The organism is Paenibacillus sp. FJAT-27812, from assembly GCF_001273905.1.
GTDB lineage: Bacteria > Bacillota > Bacilli > Paenibacillales > Paenibacillaceae > Pristimantibacillus.
This window is the reverse complement of sequence record NZ_LIGH01000001.1, coordinates 864,208-883,279: the sequence shown is the minus strand read 5'-3', so window position 1 is coordinate 883,279 and position 19,072 is coordinate 864,208. Positions and strand designations below refer to the sequence as shown.

The window sequence follows — 19,072 nt, the reverse complement described above, 5'->3', positions numbered from 1 at the left end:
TCCCTTTATTTACAATAACCATACGCGATTATAACGCTCAACAAACAAAACAACCAATTAAAACATATATAATACACATAAAACCAGTAATAAAGAGGAGTGATTTAGTTGTTTTTTAATGGAAAAAGAAGTCTAGCCCTAATTATCATCATTGCTGTTTTATGCTCAAACGCAAATTGGTTCATGCGGCCTGTGAGCGCGGCTGACGCTGTGCAAGCACCCGTGGCTTCCGTTGCTGGAGGTCGCTATGAGGCTGCGGTAGAGGTTGTGCTGAGCACCTCTACGAATGATGCGAGCATTTACTATACGCTGGACGGGACGCAGCCGAGCGATAAAAGCTTGAAAGCGGACAACCTGCCTATCACGATTGCCAAGACGACAAACCTAAGCGCGATCGCAATGAAGGACGGCGTGGCAAGCAAGGCTGTAGCGTTCGGTTATTTGATCAAAACGGCTGAGAAGCCGCTGCTGCAATTCGTAGCGATGTCAGACGTTCATGTGGGCTCGCGCACGACGGGTGATCCGAGATATGAAAGCTATTTCGATACGATTGCATCCATCTTCCCAAACCCTGATGCCCTATTGGTCGTGGGCGACATGATCAATGACAACGGGGGCGACAAGCCGAATGACCACCAAATGGTGCGGGAAATTTTTCAAGCCAACCTGGCTAGAAAAAACATGACCGATACGAAAATGCATGTTGCGATGGGCAACCATGATGCGACAGTCGCGAAGGTAAACGAACATTATCCGGCGGAGTGGTTTACGGCGCAGTCCAACGGTTATTATGAAACGCAGATCGGCGGCTACTATTTCTTCTTTTTGAATGGCAACAACTACAATTCGGATACCGGCCAGCGGAACTGGCTGAAGGGCAGATTGGCTGACATTACGGCTGATCCGCTCAGCAAAAACAAACCGATATTTGTGGGCATCCATCAGCCCATCACAGGTACGGTCATGGATGGACAGCAAGCATCCAATCCGAACCTGAACAGTGACTTGGCAGGCTACCCGCAGGTCATTACGCTGTCAGGGCACTCCCATCTGACGAATAGCGATGAGCGGTCCATTTTTCAGAAGGATTACACGGCTTTGAATTTGGGCTCGATGTCTTACATTGAAGCGGAGCATGGTTATTCGGCCGTCACGAACAAAGGACTTGTCAGCCGTTTTGAGTTTCCTGTGTCTCAGGCTGATTTTATCGAAGTGTATGCGGACCGGATTGAAGTAGACAGAATCGCATTCAACGCGGATCCGGCTGATATTATGGACAATTGGACTCCCGTTCCGCCTTTCAACAGCGTTGGCACGATCGCGGGCAACAAATGGGTCATTGAGCTGAAGGGCAACACGAATGAGGAGATTAAGAGCAACTTCAAATACACCGCCGCCAACCGCAATAAGGTGGCTCCGAAGTTCCCTGCCGAGCCGGACCTGAAAGTGTCGGATCTGGATAATATTCCGAAGTTATCCTTCAATCAAGCGAAGGATGACCAGAACATGCATCATTACGAGGTAACAATCATCAACAAGCGGACGGGTGCGGCTGCGAAATCGGTTAATGTGTTCTCTGACTATTTTTTCTCGCCGATTCCAAGCATGATGAGCATCCCGCTCGACGGATTAGATCCGCAAACGAACTATACAGCAAACGTTACTGCGGTAGATAGCTATGGCAACAAATCGTCCGCGATTCAGCAGTCGTTTCGAACGGGCGGCACGGCGCCGGAGCTGACGCCGATCGATCCCGAGACGATGTGGAAGGACCTTGTCGTCGATATGAGCTTCGACGGCAACTTGAGCGATGCTGCAAGCGGAGCAACGGGGTCGGCAATATCGGTCGGCAGCGTGACGTACGTGGAAGGAAAATCAAATAAAGCTGCTTATATACCGGCAGGCAATGGAAATTATATCGATCTTGGCAACCGCAGCGACCTGAAGTTTGGCAGTGGCAGCTTTACGGTGTCATTCTGGCAAACAGGCAATTTATCCGGCGATCAGACGATTATCTCTAACAAAAACTGGAACAGCGGCAAAAACGCAGGCTGGTATATCGGCCCTGCTGTGGCTAATGCGATGACGCTTAACATTGCGGATGGCAACAACCGAATGGACACATCGGCGGGCAGCGTAGGCAACGAATGGCATTTGTTCACGGTCACTGTCGATCGCGCAAACCAAGTAGGCAAGGTGTACGTGGATGGCGTGGAGAAATCATCGAAGGAGATGGCTGCACTAGGTACGAGCGGCGTCGATACTGCCTTTAACACGATAATCGGCGCTGACGGCAACAAGGGCAATGGCGGCGCGAACGTCACGATGGACGATTTGAAAATTTGGAAGCGGACGCTCTCTGCAACCGAGATCAAGGCGCTATCCGACTCCTACAAAATGGTCCCGGCGTATACGTATGAGCAATTGGCTGTGCTTCAGAGTGAAGCGGCAGCATTTGATGCTTCCAGCAGCACGGTGACGGGAGTCACTTATTCTGCTGCTAAGCTTGGCGAGCTTCGCGCAGCTTTCAACGTGGCAGCCGCTTTGACAGCGAGCAGCCCAGTTAACGAAATAGACGAAGCTTACGTCAATCTATTGCTGGCACTAGAGGCTGCCAAAGATTCCGTGACGTACACCTTCATTCCAAAATCAAATTTTACAATCGAGGCCTTCAGCTCGTATGCGGATAATGAAGATGCTTTTGCACGGAATATGCTTGATGGAGACCCATCGACCATTTGGCATTCCAAATGGGAGGCTCCCGCGTCGAACTTCCCGCATTGGGTCATTATGGATGCCAAGAACAGCCTTAGCTTGAGCGGCATTCAGCGAACGAGCCGAATGAATCAAACGGCGTCGGAATTTCCGAAGGAATTTGAAGTTTATGCATCCGATAATTTAGCTGATTTGAGCGATGAGGCTTTCCTTGCGAATGATGCCAACAAAGCGACCGGCATCTTCGGCAAAACATGGACAGGCAGCACGTACAAAGACTTTACGCCGCTAAACAAAACGATTAGTGGCAGATATATCAAATTTGTCGTGAAGAGCACTTATAACACGGCTGCTACATTCACGAGCATGAGCGAGATTGATTTTACAGGCACGGAAGTTGAAAAGCAGCTAGAGAAGGCTTCCTTGAAAGGGGATGCGAAGGCGGCTGCTGGAGGCTCCGTCGAGCTGACTTACGGGTTAGAGAACGTAGCGGGCACGGTGATGGCACAGGACATCACAATCGAGTATGATCCAGCAAAGCTAGCCTTCGTATCGGCTGTTTCTTTGCACGAAAACCAGTTCGTTATTCCTGAAATCAAGGATACGAACGGTCAGCTAAGGCTGCTTGCCGTTCATCTGAATGAAGCGCAGACGAGCGTGAACGGGGACTGGATGAAGCTCTCGTTCCAAGTGAATACGGGAGTCTCAGCCGGTCAAACGTTTGTCACGGTTAAGAAAGCAGAAGTGTCAGACAGCTTGGATGAACATGCGATTGCAGGCGCTTCTCATGCCATTGAGGTGACCAGCCTTATTGGCGACAACAATCATGATGATAAGATTAGCATCGTCGATTTGGCGATGATCGTGAAAGCGTACGGAGCGAAGGAAGGCGACAGCAACTGGGAGTCGGTGAAATTCGGCGATTTGAACGGCGATAAGGTCATCGATATTGTGGATCTCACGCAGATGGCTAAATTAATTTTGAATTGGAACGCATAAAAGCAAATAGGGATGAGAGTGGTTAACGATTAAACCGCCCTAGAGTCCTGCCTAAGAGGGATGGTTCTTATGATGAAATGGAAAACGCTGCTTACCGTGTTATGCTTCTCCCTATGCGTATCGATCCTGCCAATCGCCAAAGCTGCGGCTTTGGATACGGTCAAGCCTAAGCTGACACTAAGGCTGGAAACCAAAGAAGCTGCGGTAGGCCAAGAGATCAGCATTGTTGTGAAGGGCGAGCAATTAAAGGATTTGTACGGCTATGAACTCAAGCTCAAATATAACGAAGCGAAGCTGAAGTTTAAAAGCGCAGCCGCAAAATGGAAGGGCATGCCCGTCACCCCTGACCATAAAAATGGCGTCATTACATTTGCCCACACGAAGATTGGCGCATCGACAAAGGGCGAGAACGGCACTGCCGATATCGCAACCTTCGTATTCGAGGGCAAAGCAAATGGCGTTGCGGCAATTGAAATCGCAGAAGCCAAGCTGGTAGACAGTGAGATTATGCCCGTTCAGCTGAAAAATGCAGCACGCACGTTTATTCAGGTTGCGTCCGCATCGGCCATTGCCTTTAAAGATACGAAAGGGCACTGGGCAGAAGCAGCCATTAACCGCGCAGCGTCGCTTACAATCGTCAATGGCTATGAGAACGGGGCTTTCCAGGCGAATGCCCAGGTAACGCGTGCCCAATTTGCAGCTATGCTCATGCGGGCGCTCGATGCTGGTCTCGACCCGGCTGGCTCAGCCAGATATAAGGATGCGGGGCAGTTCCCGGCTTGGGCGAGGCCGTTCATTGAATCAGCCTCGCGGACGGGAATCATTACCGGCTATGAGGATGGAACCTTCCGTTCGGAGCGATTGATTACGCGGGAGGAAATGGCGGTCATGATCATGCGCGCATCCGGCGACAGCTTGGATGCTGCATCTGTGCCGGCGTTTGCCGATGAGGCGCGAATTGCCGCATGGGCAAAACCCGCAGTAGATCAAGCTGCGAAGCTTGGATTAGTTAAGGGCAGAGGAAATAACCGCTTTGAGCCAGCAGCGCATGCAACCCGCGCCGAAGCCGTTACGATGATCCTCTCACTTATCGACCATTTGAATAAATAGTCATAAAAAGGAAATTCATTTCAGTGGGCGAATATAGGCAATGAACCTTATTTGAACAAAGGAGTAGAGTAACTTATGTCTAATAAGCTTAGTTCGCTCACTGTATTAATGGTTTCTGATCAATTGGATTTCCTATACGAGGAATTTCGCAGCAAAGGCGCAATTATCTCCGTGGAGCCGCTCATCTATGCAGATGATGGACCATGGAAGGAATTCGTGATCGAGGACCCGGATGGCTGTCATTTTGCGTTTGGCGGAACGGATGGCACACCGGGCGGATAGCAGCCGGAGCTGGATATATACGAGAAAAAAGGCTGCCGATCATAATCGGCAGCCTTTTATTGCTAGGTTAGACATTAACGGCAGTCGCTTCGACCATCCAGCCAAACGGATCTTCGAGCTTGCCCATTTGAATGCCTGTCAGCGTATCGTAGAGCTTTTTGGAAAGCTCGCCAGTTTGGCCTTCATTGATGACCAGAACGTCGTCCTGCCAATTCAATTCGCCGATTGGCGAAATAACGGCTGCTGTTCCCGTTCCGAAAGCTTCTTCCAGCGCGCCGCTGCGGCCAGCTTCATAAAGCTCTTCGATCGTAATTTGGCGCTCCACAACCTCGATATTCCAGTGGCGAAGCAATTGAATGATGGAGTTGCGCGTAATCCCGTCCAAAATACTGCCAGTAAGCGCTGGCGTATATACGACGCCGTTCATTTTGAAGAAGACGTTCATGCTGCCGACTTCCTCAATGTATTTGCGGTGCACGCCATCGAGCCATAGCACCTGGGAATAGCCTTTTAACGTAGCCAGCTCCTGCGCCTTTAGGCCAGCCGCATAGTTGCCTGCCGTCTTCGCTTCGCCTACGCCGCCCTTGACGGAACGAACATACTCCGACTCAACGAAGATTTTAACCGGGTTTACGCCCTCGGTGTAATACGCGCCTACAGGCGACATGATGATGATGAATTGGTAGTGCGTGGACGGCGCCACGCCAAGCTGTGCTTGCGTTGCAATGATGAACGGACGGATGTACAGCGACGTGCTTGGCGCATTCGGAATCCAATCCTTATCGATGGCAATCAGCTGCTTCAAAGCTTCAATGGCGGTATCGACATCAAGCTCAGGTACGCTAAGGCGCTCGTTGGAGCGGTTCATTCTTTGTATGTTTTTTTGAGGTCTGAACAGCAGCACGCGGCCGTCGTCGGTTTTATACGCTTTCAAGCCTTCAAAGATCGTTTGTCCATAATGAAATACTTTTGCCGCAGGGTCTAATACGATCGGCTGATAAGGCAAAATACGCGGTTTATGCCAGCCTTTGTCCGTCGAATAGTCCATAATAAACATATGATCCGTAAAATGGTTGCCGAATCCGAGCTGATCCGCTGCTGGTTGTTGTTTCTTGTTTGTGGTTAGTTCGATTTCCAATGATTGAAGCAAATGGCCCATCTCCCTTAATGATCATTAATTGAATGCTAACACTTCATGCGATATATTTAAAATATCTATTTTATTGAATGTCCATACCTTAAAGGTATAGATGAACGGAGTGAACGTATTGGACATGCGGCAGTTGAAATACTTCTTAACTATAGCACAAGAAGGACAGGTTACGCGCGCTGCTAAATTGCTGAATATGGAACAGCCTCCCCTGAGCAGGCAATTGAAGCTGATGGAGGAGGAGCTTGGCGTTAAGCTCTTTGAGCGCAATGGCAAGGGGCTTATTCTCACCGACTCGGGAGAGCTGCTGAAGCAGAAGGCCGAATCGCTGCTCCTTCAATTCGATGAATCCCTCCGGGAAGTGAAAGGAATGGAGGAGGGCATTCGCGGCGTGCTGTCGATCGGGTCGGTTGTGTCCTGCATTTCCTTGCTGCCCAAGCGGATTGAGCTGTTCAGAGAAAGGTATCCCCAGGTTACGTTTAAAATATCGGAGGGAGACCATTTCTACTTAGGCGAGCAGCTCGAGAAACGGGCTATTGATTTGGTTGTCGCCAGGCTGCCGTTTGAGGCGCAGAAGCATCCGCAGCAATATACCATTTTAAAGCTGCCATCCGATCCGTTTGTTGCCGTCATTCCCAGCTCGTGGACAGACTACTCAAGCAAGGAAGCGCTGTGCATGAAGGATCTAGCCCAGTTTCCGTTTCTTACGCTTAAGACGGACAAGACGACGCGCATGCATGAACAGGTCGTAAATGAATGCAAAAGGCATGGGTTCGTGCCTAATATTATATGCGAATGCTCCAGCGTTGCGATTATTATGTCGCTAATTGCCGGAGGAATCGGCGCGACCGTGTTCCCGAAGTCGGTCATGTCCTCTTTTCCAACGACCGTCGTCAAAATGCTTGATATCGAGGATGCGGATTTTCAGTCCGAAGTCGGCATCCTTTGGTTGAGAGACCATTATTTGCCCAAGCGCGCTCAGCTGTTTATTGAGAGCTTCCGCTCGGATCTGTGAAGGGAGGGTTTGCCAATGAAAACGAATATGCGACTGGTTGAAGCGAGGCTTCGCGCCTATAAGCAAGAGCATGTCCTAAAGGTTCTCAAAAATTTGCCCGAGCCGGCTAAGCAGAAGCTAATCGCGCAAGTGGAGCAGATCGATTTCGAGCGGCTGTTCCAAGCGCTGGCCGAGCATAACGATTCCAATAAATCTAGCACAGCTAACGTAACGCCAATCCCGTTTGAGGACTGGGACAGTTACGATGAAGGGGAGCAGCGCGCGTTTACGGAGCGCGGATGGGAGCTTTTGCGTAACGGGAAAGTTGGCGCGATCGTCGTCGCTGGCGGCCAAGGCAGCAGGCTCGGCCATGACGGGCCAAAAGGAACGTTTGATATCGGGCTTCCATCCGGCAAGTCCTTATTCCAGCTTCAAGCGGAAAGGCTGCTAAACCTATCTAAGCGAGCAGGCCATTTGGTTCCTTGGTATATTATGACGAGCCCAGACAATCATGAAGCAACGGTATCTTTTTTTCAAAATCATCATTTTTTCGGTTATCCGGCGGCGGACTGCTTTTTCTTTCAGCAAAAGACGATGCCTGCACTTGATTTTGAAGGCAAGTTGCTAGTAACGGCCGATGGCGCCCTTGAACAACTGCCCAGCGGCCATGGCGAGTGCTTCGCTTCGTTAGAGCGGTCCGGCGCAATAGCCGATATGAAGCACAGAGGCTTAGAATGGCTGTTTTATTATAACGTGGATAACGCGCTTATTAAGGTGGCTGACCCCGCTTTTATCGGCGTTGCTTCCACGCATAACCATCCGATTGCAACAAAGGTGATCGAGAAGACAAATGCGGATGAGAAGATCGGAATCGTTTGCTTGAATAAAGGTCGTCCGGCTGTATTGGAATATAACGAGATTCCAGATGAAATAAACGAAGCGAGAACGAAGGACGGACGGTTGTTTTACAACCTTGGGCATATTTCCATTCATTTATTTAAGTTTCGTTTTATTGAAAAGCATGCCGGAGCGGAGCTCCCGCTGCATGTCGCCTCCAAAAATAACGCGTATAAGCTGGAACGGTTTATTTTTGATTTTTTTCCGTATGCGGATCAGTTGACCGTGCTTAAAGCAAAACGTGAAGATGAGTTTGCCCCTGTGAAAAATAAAGACGGAGCGGACAGCCCGCAAAGCGCGCGAGAGCTCGTGCTCGCACAGCATCAGCGCTGGCCGCAAGCCAAAAACATCTAGCTGCGCTTTCGCTTTATTGCGGCTTGCTCTCCTTCTTGGCAGGCTGGAGCCGATCAGCAATAAACAAACATAGAATAACAGGCAACAACGTAACGGCATTCACCAGTACAAATCCCCATGTTCCGGCTGCTATCAGCTGATACCAATGGTAGTCTGACAAAAAGGAAAAGACAATAAGCAGCCAAATGCCCGAAATGGCATATGTACATAGATAAGCTTTCAAGCAGGCACCTCCCTCCTGAATTAGGATCCCTCGCTTGCCACTCCATTATGCGATGCATAGATTGCCAATTGCTGCGCATAATGAAAGGATCGGTAAGGGAGGTTCGTTATGGAACGCCGTATCATGATTAGCAATTTTCAAATGATGGCTTTAATCGTCATTTCTACGATCGGAACCTCAAGTCTGTACGCTCCTGCAACTTTTGCCCATTATGCCGAACGAAACTCCTGGTACTTAGTCATCCTGGGAGGAATAATGGGGGTTATCAATCTCTTTGTACTATTGAAGCTCCATCAGATATATCCGAAAAAAAATATGATCACCATTTGCACGCATTTACTTGGTCCTTGGTTTGGAGGATTTCTTGCATTTTTATTTGTCTGTTATTTCATGGACTTAACTTCATGGGTATTGCGCGAGTTTTCTCAGTTTTTTATTATCGCGTTAAATCCTGTCATCCCGCAGGTCTGGTACTTGGCTGCTGGCGCAATTATGTGCGCATATGCGGTTTATCATGGCCTTGAAGTGTTTGCGCGTGTATCGGAAATTATATTTTTTGTAACGGTGACCACTTTTTTGGCGATCTATCTGATGCTGATCAATCAATATCATCCAGAATATTTGCTTCCCATACTCGAAAATGGACTAATTCAGCCGATGAAGGGGCTTATGCTAGCGACGTCTTGGTTTGGCGACTTGATGTTTATTTCTATGGTCTTTCAGCATGTGCGCCAGACAAAGCGCACGACAGCCTATGCAATGGGCGCTGTTGGCATAACCTTTTTGCTGCTTTTGCTGTCGGTGCTCTCCTGTACGCTGCTGTTTGGCGGTCAAACGACGGCAACCTTTACCTACCCAAGCATAGGTCTTATACAAAATATAAGACTATTTCGCAACATTGAACGCTTCGATGCGGCATTGGTAGTCGTATGGGTGATGAGCTCTTTTATCAAAATAACGGTGTACTTCTGGTCCGCGCTACGTGGCCTTTCAGATTTGCTGCGGCTTCGGCGGCCTCGGATGCTTATTATTCCGCTGGCTATTTGTTTTGTCATAATCTCTAAGTACAAAGTTTGGGGTCTTATCGAGCTATCCGCTTTTTATGACAGTCAGGCTTGGTATTTTGTCATGTTCCAATTGTTCATTCCCCTCGTGCTGCTATTCATCGCATGGATTAAAGAGAATACGACAAAAAGCAGGTGAACGCCATGGAGAACAACAAAACCAGGCTCTCGGACAATGTACCGGATAATAAACGATTGCTCGAGGAATGTTTGCAGTTCTCGGACGATCTCGTGATGGTTGATTCCGCAATCGGTTCAGATCAAACGGTAACGGTATGTTATCTTGCGGGAATGACGGATACGAGGAAGCTCGACCTTATGCTGGAACAATATAATGAAGACAAAAACATGCTGTCTGTTTTCCAAGCGGACGAGAAGATTGCGACGATCGAGGATGCTGCGGACTGCCTTGTGTCAGGCATGTCTGTGCTGTTTATTGGCACGGGCTCAGATGGACGCGCAGTCGCGATCGATACGCTGGGCGTACAGCTGCGCAGCGTAGACGAACCGGTTACCGAAGCTGTCGTGAAAGGCCCAAGAAGCGGTTTTACAGAATCGTTATCCAACAATCTTGCCTTGGTTCGCTATCATTTTGCTTCGCCTAAATTAAAGACTGAATATCGCAAGGTAGGTTATTTAAGCAAGACGAACATCATTATATTGTCAGTCGGCGGAATTACGAATCCGGCCCTCCTGAAAGAGGTCCATCAAAGAATCGGTGAAATACCGGCGGACGTGATACTTGAAGGCAACTATTTGGAGGAATGGATTACCGATAACCGCGGTACATTGTTTCCGTTAATTGAATCGACGGAGAGGCCCGACCGGGTCATTGGAGCGCTGCTTGACGGAAGGATAGCGGTCCTTGTGCAAGGGACACCCTTTGTGCTCCTGCTGCCATTCGTCTTTATGCAGGCGTTTCAAGTCAGCGAGGATTACGCGTGGAACTACTATATCGGCTCGGTCATGCGCTTAATCCGGCTCTTCAGCGGGCTGATAGGGATGCTTCTTCCGGCTTTTTATGTGGCAACGGTTACGTTCCACCATGAGCTGGTTCCGACCACCTTGCTTCAAAGCATCGCTTCCGCGAAGGAGCCGGTTCCCTTCCCGGCAGTAGTGGAAAGCTTCATGATGATGGTCGCTTTCGAAATTATGCGCGAAGCGGGCATTCGAATGCCGAAGCAGGTCGGACAAGCCGTCAGCATTGTGGGCGCGCTCATATTGGGACAAGCAGCCGTAGCGGCCGGGATCGTATCGCCAATCATGGTAATCGTCGCGGCTTTAACGGGAATCTGTACGTTTACGCTGCCTCCTACCGCGATTAACTATGTCATTCGGATGCTTCAGTTCGGCATGACGTTGCTGGCCTCGCTTCTTGGTTATGTCGGCGTTATGGTCGGCATCATTATGCTTATGACGTATCTCGCCTCTCTGCGTTCCTTTGGCGTTCCTTACCTTGGACCAGCAGCCCCCCTGCACTTTGATGAATTGACGGATGTTGTTTTGCGCCGTCCGATCCCAAGTGACAGCAAGCGGCCCAGCTTGTTCCGGTCAATCCATAAAAGGCGATTCTCGGGGAAGTCATGATGCGTATAAGAAAAGGGTTGGCTGCTGCAATGATCGCGGTTTGTTTCATGATTACGGGCTGCAAAGGAAGCATGGAGCTCAATGAGCTCCACATTGTGCACTCGGTTGCCATTGACGAGGGAGAAAATGGCGGCGTTAAAGTAACCGCTGAAATCGCGAAGCTGACGACTGGCGGACAGCAGCCAAAAGGGATGCAGGAGAGGACGTTTTTCCTAACCTCAGAGGGCAGAAGCTTGTTCGAGGCCGCGCGTCTCATGAGAGCGAAATCAGATCGAACGCTGCTTTGGGGGCATACGACCGCAATTATATTCAGTGCGGACCTAGCCAGGCGCGGACTCGATACGCAGCTTGAGGACATTCGGCGATTAAGGCAATTTCGGAATTCAACATTGGTATACGCCAAAGAAGGGAAAGCGTATCAAGCATTAAAGGTATCGATGCCAAACGTATCCATTTCCTCCCAAGCTTTACGGGGGTTATCCGAGGGGGGGCTGACGACGGCATTGACGGAGCAAACGACTTTAATTGACGTGTATAAAGAATTAATCAACAAATACAAGGACATCAGCATCCCATCGATAGAGGTGGTAAGGGATCAAGTCGACAATAAGCTTCAACTGCTTCAAACGAAGGGGCTATTTGCTTTTAGGGGTAGCCGCCTCATTGGGTTCATGCGTACGCAGGAAACAAAAGGCTACCTACGCGCCGCGGGCAAGATGACCGGTTCATCCGAAGCAGTAGCCTGTGGACCGAAGCAGATGCTTTCCTTCGAAAATATTAGCAACCGGGCTGTGGTCCATACGAATGTGGATCAGCAGCTCAAGCCGAATATAAGAATTGAAATTTATGCAGATTTAAATTTAACGAGTGTGCAATGCGGGGATACGAAGATCGATCCAGCAGCGGTAGCGCGCTGGGAGAAAGCGCTCAATGAAAATATCGCGAATGACATCAAAAAGTTTCTCCAGTTTTCCCAGAAGAATAAGGTCGATCTGCTTGGGATAGGCGAAAGAATACATCGGAAAAATCCGAAGTATTGGCGTAAGATGAAGGATGATTGGCAGGAAATCTATCCCAAAGCTAAGTTTGAACTAGAAGTGCACACCAGAATCGATCATACGAATTTCACTGCTTAGCCGGGACCTGTTTGGGGATTCCGGCTTTTTTTGTGCTTTATAAGCAATAATGATAGAGTGTGATCATTAATCTTATTGGAAATTTGAATTTAAATTCGCTAATATGTATTATTATACATTTCTTTATAATGGCGATAGGTATCGGTTTTGTTCCTATTATATGAAGCAAGGAGACTATGCGGTGAGAATTTCGTTAGAGCTTGTTCCGAGAGATTCCGAAGGACTAAGAGCCGAGCTTCAATGCGTGAAGGCCGAATTTCCGTCCATCAATACGATCAATATTCCCGATCTGACGAGGTTTGAGCTTAGAAGCTGGGAAGCCTCAAGCTTGTCCAAGAGCTACTATCAGGATTGTATCCCCCATATACGATCGATGGACTTTGACGCAAGGGAACCTTTTTCATTAATCGAATATTTAGATGCACATCAACTATCAGAGGTGCTTATCGTTACGGGAGACGCGCCTAAAAATAGCAGCCAGCCGGTTTATCCGACCACCTGCATCGATTTGATTGCGAAGCTGAAGCGGGAGCACCCCCATCTGAAAATCTATTCCGCAATTGATCCTTATCGGAACAGCATCCGCAAAGAATATGAATATGTGCAGCAAAAGCTAAACGCTGGAGTCGACGGCTTCTTCACCCAGCCCTTCTTCGACCTTCGTTTTATGGAGCTGTATTCCGAAATGCTTGCGGGCTCGGACATTTTCTGGGGCGTTTCTCCCGTCGTAGCGGAGTCCTCCAAGCGGTATTGGGAAACTAGAAACCATGTCGTTTTTCCTAAGGATTTTGAGCCTACGCTGGAATGGAACGTGGAGTTTTCTAAAAAAGCTTTAGCCTATACGAAACAAATGAACAGCCATATTTATTTTATGCCGATTAAAGTGGATTTGCGTGCTTATTTTGACGGCGTATTTGGTAAAGCGCTGACGAATAGCCTAAAATAGATTATGCGATGAAGCGGAAATGCATCAAGTAACGAACTTATTTGATCGATAACAAAGGTGGTAATTTGAAAGAATGGCTAAAGGCAAATATTATGTCGTCTGGGTAGGCAAAAAAACGGGAGTATTCGCCGCATGGCCGGAATGCCAAGCGCAGGTTAGCGGCGTGAAGGACGCGAAGTATAAATCCTTCGAGAGCAAGCCGCTCGCCGACGCAGCCTTTAAGGACGGCTGGCAGAAGCATTGGGGGCAAGGAGGCGGCTCGGCGTCCGCCAAGACGAGTACAAGCGTCAAGCAGCCGGTGCTGTTTGGCGATGAAACCTCTATCGATTATGACAGTATTTCCGTCGACGTTGGTACCAGAGGCAATCCCGGCCCTGTTGAATACAAAGGCGTGGATACGCAGACCGGTGAAATCTTGTTCTACGTCGGTCCAATCGCTAACGGAACGAATAACTTGGGTGAGTTTATTGCGATCGTCCACGCGCTTTCGTACTTGAAGGAGAAGGGCAGCGAAAGAACCGTATATAGCGATTCGCGGACGGCGCTCAGCTGGCTTCGCAATAAGAAGGTAGCCTCGACTTTAAAACGGGATGCTTCCACCGCAAAAATCTGGGAGCTGACGGATGAGGCGGTAAAGTGGCTGCAAACCCATTCTTATTCCAATAAGGTATTGAAATGGAATACCGAGGAATGGGGAGAAATTAAAGCCGATTTCGGACGGAAATAAGGTCAGTAAACCAGGTTGGATGGCAGCATCTACGACTTGCCATGCAAGAAGAGCCGATGAGGCGCTTTTGCAGTGAAATAGAGCTAGAAACTAGCTCTATTTCACTTAAACAAGCTGGAATTCCAGAAATAAGGATAGAAATTAGCCTTATTCTGCGCATTCCCCGCCAAACGAGCGGACGAGCGAGCAGCCGTCCATTCCGGACCAGGCTGCTAAGAAATCGTAATAATGAACACGGCGATGAAGTGCATATTTACGGAGTTGGCAAATAAGACGCACTAGGCAGCAGCCATTAGTTTCCCCTTAGCGACGAAGGGGAAACTTTTTTGTGTTTCTTGAATGTCCGGCTGAAATAGTAGATGTCGTTAAAGCCGGTAGCGGCAGCGACCTCGGACACCGTCAGCGAGCTGTGGCGAAGCAAATAATCGGCTTTGCCGAGGCGGGTCATCGTGATGTATTCGGTCACCGTATGGCCGCTAAGCTCCTTGAACAATCGGCTGAAATGGAAGCGGCTGAGGCTGGCCATATTCGCGAGCAAGTCGACGGACAGCTCGTCCTTAAATCGTTTCTCGATATGTTGGAAGACGGGTGCGAAGCGCTCGATGTTTTTCATCCGTTCCGCATACTCGTCTTGGGTGAGTACGGTAGCAACATGGCCGCGAAGCAGCAGCGTCAGCAGGCGGTACAGCTCCGATTTAATCGCCAGCTCATAGCCGAATTCGCGCTGCTCCAGCTCGTTGATGATCGCATGCATGCAGGAGGATACTTTGCTGTTGTCTGTGACATGATTTTGCAGCAGCAGCCGGTTTTGCGAGATCGGCGTTATGAACTTGGTTTCGGCTGCGTCTACCGACTGGCTATGCAGCAGCGATATATCTGCAATGAGCGCATAGTAGTACAAATTGGATGAGAGGCTGATGCCATAATGCAATTCGTTGCTGTTCACGACAATAAGATCGCCAGCGGAGGCGGTAATGGTCGTAGATCCACATTCGATCGAGGCTTCGCCGGTGACGATGTATAGAAATTCAAGATGCTCATGAAAGTGATGGGGGAAAATGACGACTCCCTGTTCATCGAAGGCGTTGCGGTGCAGTTTGATTGGAAAATGAGGGTCCGGCATGTCCATGGGCTCGCGCAGCGTCTCGAATTTTTCCACCTTCATTCACCTCCTAATCAGGATAGCACGATTGTACAAACAAACCGCACAGCTTTGCATGGCGTTAAGCGTTGAAACCATTATAATACGAAAGTGTAGACGTGCAAAACTTTACTAGGACAAAGGAGAGATTAGCAATGAAACCGGTACAAATCGCAGTTATTGGGAACGGCTCTATCTCATCATCTCATTTAGATTCATATAAGAACAATCCAAATGCAAACATTTATGCGGTTTGCGATTTGAACGAGGAACGCGCACAGGCTGCGGCGGAGAAATACGGCGCCGAGAAAATATATACGGATTATCGCGAGCTGCTCGCCGATCCCGTTATTGAAGCAGTAAGCATCTGTACATGGAACAATACGCATGCCGAGATCAGCATCGCTGCGCTTAATGCGGGCAAGCATGTGCTTGTCGAGAAGCCGCTTTGCCGCACCGTTGAGGATGCGCTTCTTGTGCAGGAAGCCGTAAACAAATCAGGCAAGCTGCTGCAAGTGGGCTTCGTTCGCCGCTATGATACGAATGCGCAGCTGCTGCGCGCAATGGCGGACAGAGGCGAATTCGGCGAAATTTATTTTGCCAAAGCATCAACGCTTAGACGTCTTGGCAACCCGGGCGGATGGTTCTCCGACATCGAGCGCTCCGGCGGCGGGCCGCTGATCGATATCGGCGTTCACGTAATTGATCTTTGCTGGTACATGATGGGACGCCCTAAGCCGGTTTCCGTTAGCGCGAACACTTACCACAAGCTGGGCAATCGCTCAAACGTGAAAAATTTAAGCTTTTATCAGGCTGCTGATTACGATGCAGCTAAAAATACAGTTGAAGATATGGCAAACGCGTTGATTCGTTTTGAGAACGGCGCTTCGCTGCTTGTCGATGTCAGCTTCACGCTTCACGCGAAATCGAATGAAACGGCAGTGAAGCTCTACGGGGAGAAAGGCGGCTTTGAGATCGATCCGGAGACGGTTATCGTTACAGAGCAAAACGATACGATTTTGAACATCTATCCGCAAACAGACAACAAAGGCTTTGATTTTGTCGGCGCGTTCCAAAATGAAATCAATCACTTTATCGATTGCGTATCAAGCGGTAGCCAGCCGATCAGCCCAGTTGAAGACGGCGTGGAAATTATGAAAATTTTGGTCGGTATTTATGAATCGGCAGCAAAAGGAGCGGAAGTGCGTCTATGAAACTAGGGATTAGCACATACAGCTTATATCAAGCGCTAAGAACAGGCGAAATGACGATACAGGATGTTATCATCTTTATGGCATCCATCGGTGCAGAACATGCGGAAATCGTACCGCTCGGCTTTAACCTGACCGAAAACCCGGAGCTTATTGAAGCTATCAAGAAGCAAGCGCAGGAAAGCGGAATCGAGCTGTCCAATTATGCGGTAGGCGCAAACTTCTCCGGCCTGAACGATGAGCAGTTCGAGCAGGAGATCGCCCGCTTGAAGCAAGAGGTGGATATCGCGGCAGCGCTTGGCGTGAAGAAGATGCGCCATGACGTTGCATCCTCGAAGGATTTATCGATTTCCAACTTTTTGCTAGAGCTGCCAAAGCTGGCGAAGGCTTGCCAAATCATTGCAGACTATGCAGCGCCGCACGGCATTACGACAAGCGTAGAAAATCACGGCTACTATATTCAGCATAGCGACCGCGTGCAGGCGCTAGTTGATGTGGTTGACCGTCCGAACTTCAAGACGACGCTTGATGTAGGCAACTTCCTATGCGTAGACGAGAATCCTGCTGCTGCGGTTGCCAACAATATTGGCCTAGCTTCGATGGTTCATGTAAAAGATTTCTATTACCGCCCATCGACTGAAAATCCTGGCGAGGGCTGGTTTAAATCCGCGAGCGGCAACTGGCTTCGCGGCGCAATCGTCGGACATGGCGACATCGCGATGCCGCAAGTGCTTCGCGTCGTGAAGGAAAGCGGTTATGATGATTATATTTCCATCGAGTTCGAAGGGCTGGAAGATTGCCGCCTCGGAACGAGACTTGGCTTTGAATTCGTAAAGCGCGTATGGAACGAACTATAAACTAGGGGAGCGTGCCGGATATGACATTGCCTATCATTACGAACAAAATCGGCGTTATCGTGGATAGCTTTCAGGTTGGCGTAAAGGAAGGCTTGCTAAAGGCGAAGCAGGTCGGCGCCGACGGCGTACAAATGTATGCCGTGCATGGCGAGCTTGATCCTGCCGGACTTACGTCAGCCGCAAGAAAAGAATGGAAGTCCTACATCGAGGGGCTTGGCCTTGATATCTCCGCTTTGGTTGGCGACTTGGGCGGCCACGGCTTCCAAGATCCGGAACAAAACCGCGCGAAGATCGATAAATCCAAGCGGATTATGGAGCTTGGCTTGGAGCTTGGAACGAACATTATTACGACGCATATCGGCATCGTGCCGAGTGACAAAAACAGCCGCGTATACGAGACGATGCATACAGCCTGCGAAGAGCTGGCTCGTTTTGCTAACGACGTGAATGCTTACTTTGCCATCGAGACAGGTCCTGAGACTTCTGCTCATCTGAAGTCCTTCCTAGACAGCCTCGGCACCAAAGGGGTGGCGGTTAATTTCGATCCAGCCAACATGGTTATGGTAACGGGCGATGATCCGGTTCAAGGCGTATATACGCTGAAGGATTATATCGTTCATACCCATGCGAAGGATGGCGTGAAGCTTGGCCATATCGACCCGCGCGACGTTTACGGCGATTATGGCTACGAGGTTACGCTTGACCATGAGAAAATCGCAATCATGGCCGAATCCGGCTCTGCATTCCGCGAGGTACCGCTTGGCGAAGGCGGCGTGGACTGGCCCGCATATTTGCGTGCGCTGCAGGAAATCGGCTATAACGGCTATTTGACAATCGAGCGTGAGGTTGGAACAAACCCAGAGGTTGATATTAGCAAAGCGGTTCAGTTTTTGAAAACATTCAAAGGGTAGATAGGGCGTCGGCAGAAATAACCGGAAAATCTCCCGCTAATAAAGGGGTTTCCGAGAAAATGCTTGCATTAGATGGATTACCGGTTTGACCCCTTAATTTTGGAGTTTTAATTGGAATTCAATAGTCGGTTCTTACGCTTGCACTTTATTTCGAGTAAATGCTCCAGAATTCAAAACCCGGTTACAGTTTAATCACCATCGGCTGTATTTGGTTTTGTCGCCAAGCTTGAAAGAAGCATGTCGGTGATAGCATAAAAATACTACGATGCAACGTCGGTTGTTATAAAAGTCTAAGTATCGGTCTATCGCTTCGTAGGCATCTGCAAACGTTTCAAACTCATTTTTTTGCAAAAGATCTCGCTCTAACTGGCTATGATAGGATTCAATGTAAGCATTCATATTCGGCGATTTTGGCGGGATCCTCTCGTGATGAATATGGAACTCCTCGCAGGCATCACCAAACACGTTACTGATATACTGTGGGCCGTTATCCGTTCGGATGATAGGTCCTTTTCCATCTTTCTTAGGATCAAGCTTGCGTGTCTTCAGTGCCTCCTTAAGAGCTTGYACGACATGCTTCCCTTCACAGGTTGGACCACKGTATTGTGCCACAATGGATCGGTCAAATACATCAATGTAGCTTAAGATAAAAAAGAATCGATCTAGTCCAGCAATATGACCATATTTAATATCGCATTGCCATAACTGGTTCGGTGCATGAATCTCATGATTAGCTGCGAGCTTTCGTGGATACTTGGGACGGCTGAC

Annotated in this window: 17 protein-coding genes; 13 read left to right on the top strand and 4 right to left on the bottom strand. The window is 49.0% G+C overall.

What is annotated here, in order from left to right:
• The first annotated feature begins 108 nt into the window (after positions 1-108).
• The 3 genes from ADU23_RS03775 to ADU23_RS03765 all read left to right on the top strand — a co-directional run bounded on the left by ADU23_RS03775 (position 109) and on the right by ADU23_RS03765 (position 5,106).
• Positions 109-3,714, top strand: a complete 3,606-nt coding sequence (locus ADU23_RS03775; RefSeq protein WP_053372529.1) for a LamG-like jellyroll fold domain-containing protein — start codon at positions 109-111, stop codon at positions 3,712-3,714.
• A gap of 69 nt (positions 3,715-3,783) precedes the next feature.
• Positions 3,784-4,824, top strand: a complete 1,041-nt coding sequence (locus ADU23_RS03770; RefSeq protein WP_053372528.1) for an S-layer homology domain-containing protein — start codon at positions 3,784-3,786, stop codon at positions 4,822-4,824.
• A gap of 75 nt (positions 4,825-4,899) precedes the next feature.
• Positions 4,900-5,106 (top strand): hypothetical protein, encoded by a 207-nt coding sequence (locus ADU23_RS03765; RefSeq protein WP_053372527.1) that lies wholly within the window; start codon positions 4,900-4,902, stop codon positions 5,104-5,106.
• A gap of 67 nt (positions 5,107-5,173) precedes the next feature.
• On the opposite strand, the gene ADU23_RS03760 is transcribed toward ADU23_RS03765, so the two are convergent.
• Complete coding sequence (locus tag ADU23_RS03760) at positions 5,174-6,256, bottom strand: branched-chain amino acid aminotransferase (protein ID WP_141680312.1); 1,083 nt, start codon at positions 6,254-6,256, stop codon at positions 5,174-5,176.
• 118 nt (positions 6,257-6,374) lie between these two features.
• Between ADU23_RS03760 and ADU23_RS03755 the strand changes: the two genes are divergently transcribed.
• The gene (locus tag ADU23_RS03755) at positions 6,375-7,271 is read left to right on the top strand and encodes a LysR family transcriptional regulator (protein ID WP_053377447.1); all 897 of its coding nucleotides are present in this window, start codon (positions 6,375-6,377) and stop codon (positions 7,269-7,271) included.
• A 15-nt stretch (positions 7,272-7,286) separates the two neighbouring features.
• Entirely contained in the window at positions 7,287-8,501 is a 1,215-nt protein-coding gene (locus ADU23_RS03750; RefSeq protein WP_053372525.1) for a UTP--glucose-1-phosphate uridylyltransferase, read from the top strand.
• Positions 8,502-8,514: 13 nt separating this feature from the next.
• Here the strand turns inward: ADU23_RS03750 and ADU23_RS03745 are convergent, their stop codons facing one another.
• Positions 8,515-8,724 carry a hypothetical protein gene (locus ADU23_RS03745; RefSeq protein ID WP_053372524.1) on the bottom strand — a complete coding sequence of 70 codons (210 nt, stop codon included), beginning with the start codon at positions 8,722-8,724 and terminating at the stop codon, positions 8,515-8,517.
• 108 nt (positions 8,725-8,832) lie between these two features.
• Here ADU23_RS03745 and ADU23_RS03740 point away from each other — a divergent pair, with 108 nt between their 5' ends.
• From ADU23_RS03740 to rnhA, 5 genes are all read left to right on the top strand, one after another.
• On the top strand, positions 8,833-9,927 hold the full coding sequence (locus ADU23_RS03740) for a GerAB/ArcD/ProY family transporter (protein WP_053372523.1): 1,095 nt from the start codon (positions 8,833-8,835) through the stop codon (positions 9,925-9,927).
• A 5-nt stretch (positions 9,928-9,932) separates the two neighbouring features.
• On the top strand, positions 9,933-11,375 hold the full coding sequence (locus ADU23_RS03735; RefSeq protein ID WP_053372522.1) for a spore germination protein: 1,443 nt from the start codon (positions 9,933-9,935) through the stop codon (positions 11,373-11,375).
• Positions 11,375-12,511, top strand: coding sequence for a Ger(x)C family spore germination protein (locus ADU23_RS03730; RefSeq protein ID WP_053372521.1), 1,137 nt, complete (start codon positions 11,375-11,377; stop codon positions 12,509-12,511). Before ADU23_RS03735 ends, ADU23_RS03730 begins: the two co-directional genes overlap by 1 nt.
• 181 nt (positions 12,512-12,692) lie before the next feature.
• Positions 12,693-13,457, top strand: coding sequence for a methylenetetrahydrofolate reductase (locus tag ADU23_RS03725; protein ID WP_197286030.1), 765 nt, complete (start codon positions 12,693-12,695; stop codon positions 13,455-13,457).
• A 73-nt stretch (positions 13,458-13,530) separates the two neighbouring features.
• Positions 13,531-14,184 (top strand): ribonuclease H, encoded by a 654-nt coding sequence (rnhA, locus tag ADU23_RS03720; protein ID WP_053372519.1) that lies wholly within the window; start codon positions 13,531-13,533, stop codon positions 14,182-14,184.
• A gap of 292 nt (positions 14,185-14,476) precedes the next feature.
• Here rnhA and ADU23_RS03715 read toward each other — a convergent pair whose 3' ends face one another.
• Positions 14,477-15,343: a helix-turn-helix domain-containing protein gene (locus ADU23_RS03715; RefSeq protein ID WP_442950602.1), complete on the bottom strand. Its 867-nt coding sequence runs from the start codon at positions 15,341-15,343 to the stop codon at positions 14,477-14,479.
• A gap of 137 nt (positions 15,344-15,480) precedes the next feature.
• On the opposite strand from ADU23_RS03715, the gene ADU23_RS03710 reads away from it, so the two are divergent.
• From ADU23_RS03710 to ADU23_RS03700, 3 genes are read left to right on the top strand one after another with little or no spacing between them, the layout of a single operon-like run.
• A complete protein-coding gene (locus ADU23_RS03710; protein WP_053372517.1) occupies positions 15,481-16,539 on the top strand; it encodes a Gfo/Idh/MocA family protein in 1,059 nt (352 codons plus the stop codon).
• The gene (locus ADU23_RS03705) at positions 16,536-17,393 is read left to right on the top strand and encodes a sugar phosphate isomerase/epimerase family protein (RefSeq protein WP_053372516.1); all 858 of its coding nucleotides are present in this window, start codon (positions 16,536-16,538) and stop codon (positions 17,391-17,393) included. Before ADU23_RS03710 ends, ADU23_RS03705 begins: the two co-directional genes overlap by 4 nt.
• A 20-nt stretch (positions 17,394-17,413) precedes the next feature.
• Positions 17,414-18,304, top strand: a complete 891-nt coding sequence (locus ADU23_RS03700) for a sugar phosphate isomerase/epimerase family protein (protein ID WP_053372515.1) — start codon at positions 17,414-17,416, stop codon at positions 18,302-18,304.
• Positions 18,305-18,496: 192 nt separating this feature from the next.
• On the opposite strand, the gene ADU23_RS03695 is transcribed toward ADU23_RS03700, so the two are convergent.
• Positions 18,497-19,072, bottom strand: a 576-nt coding sequence (locus ADU23_RS03695) for a DDE-type integrase/transposase/recombinase (RefSeq protein ID WP_197286029.1), incomplete at its 5' end; no start/stop codon positions are given.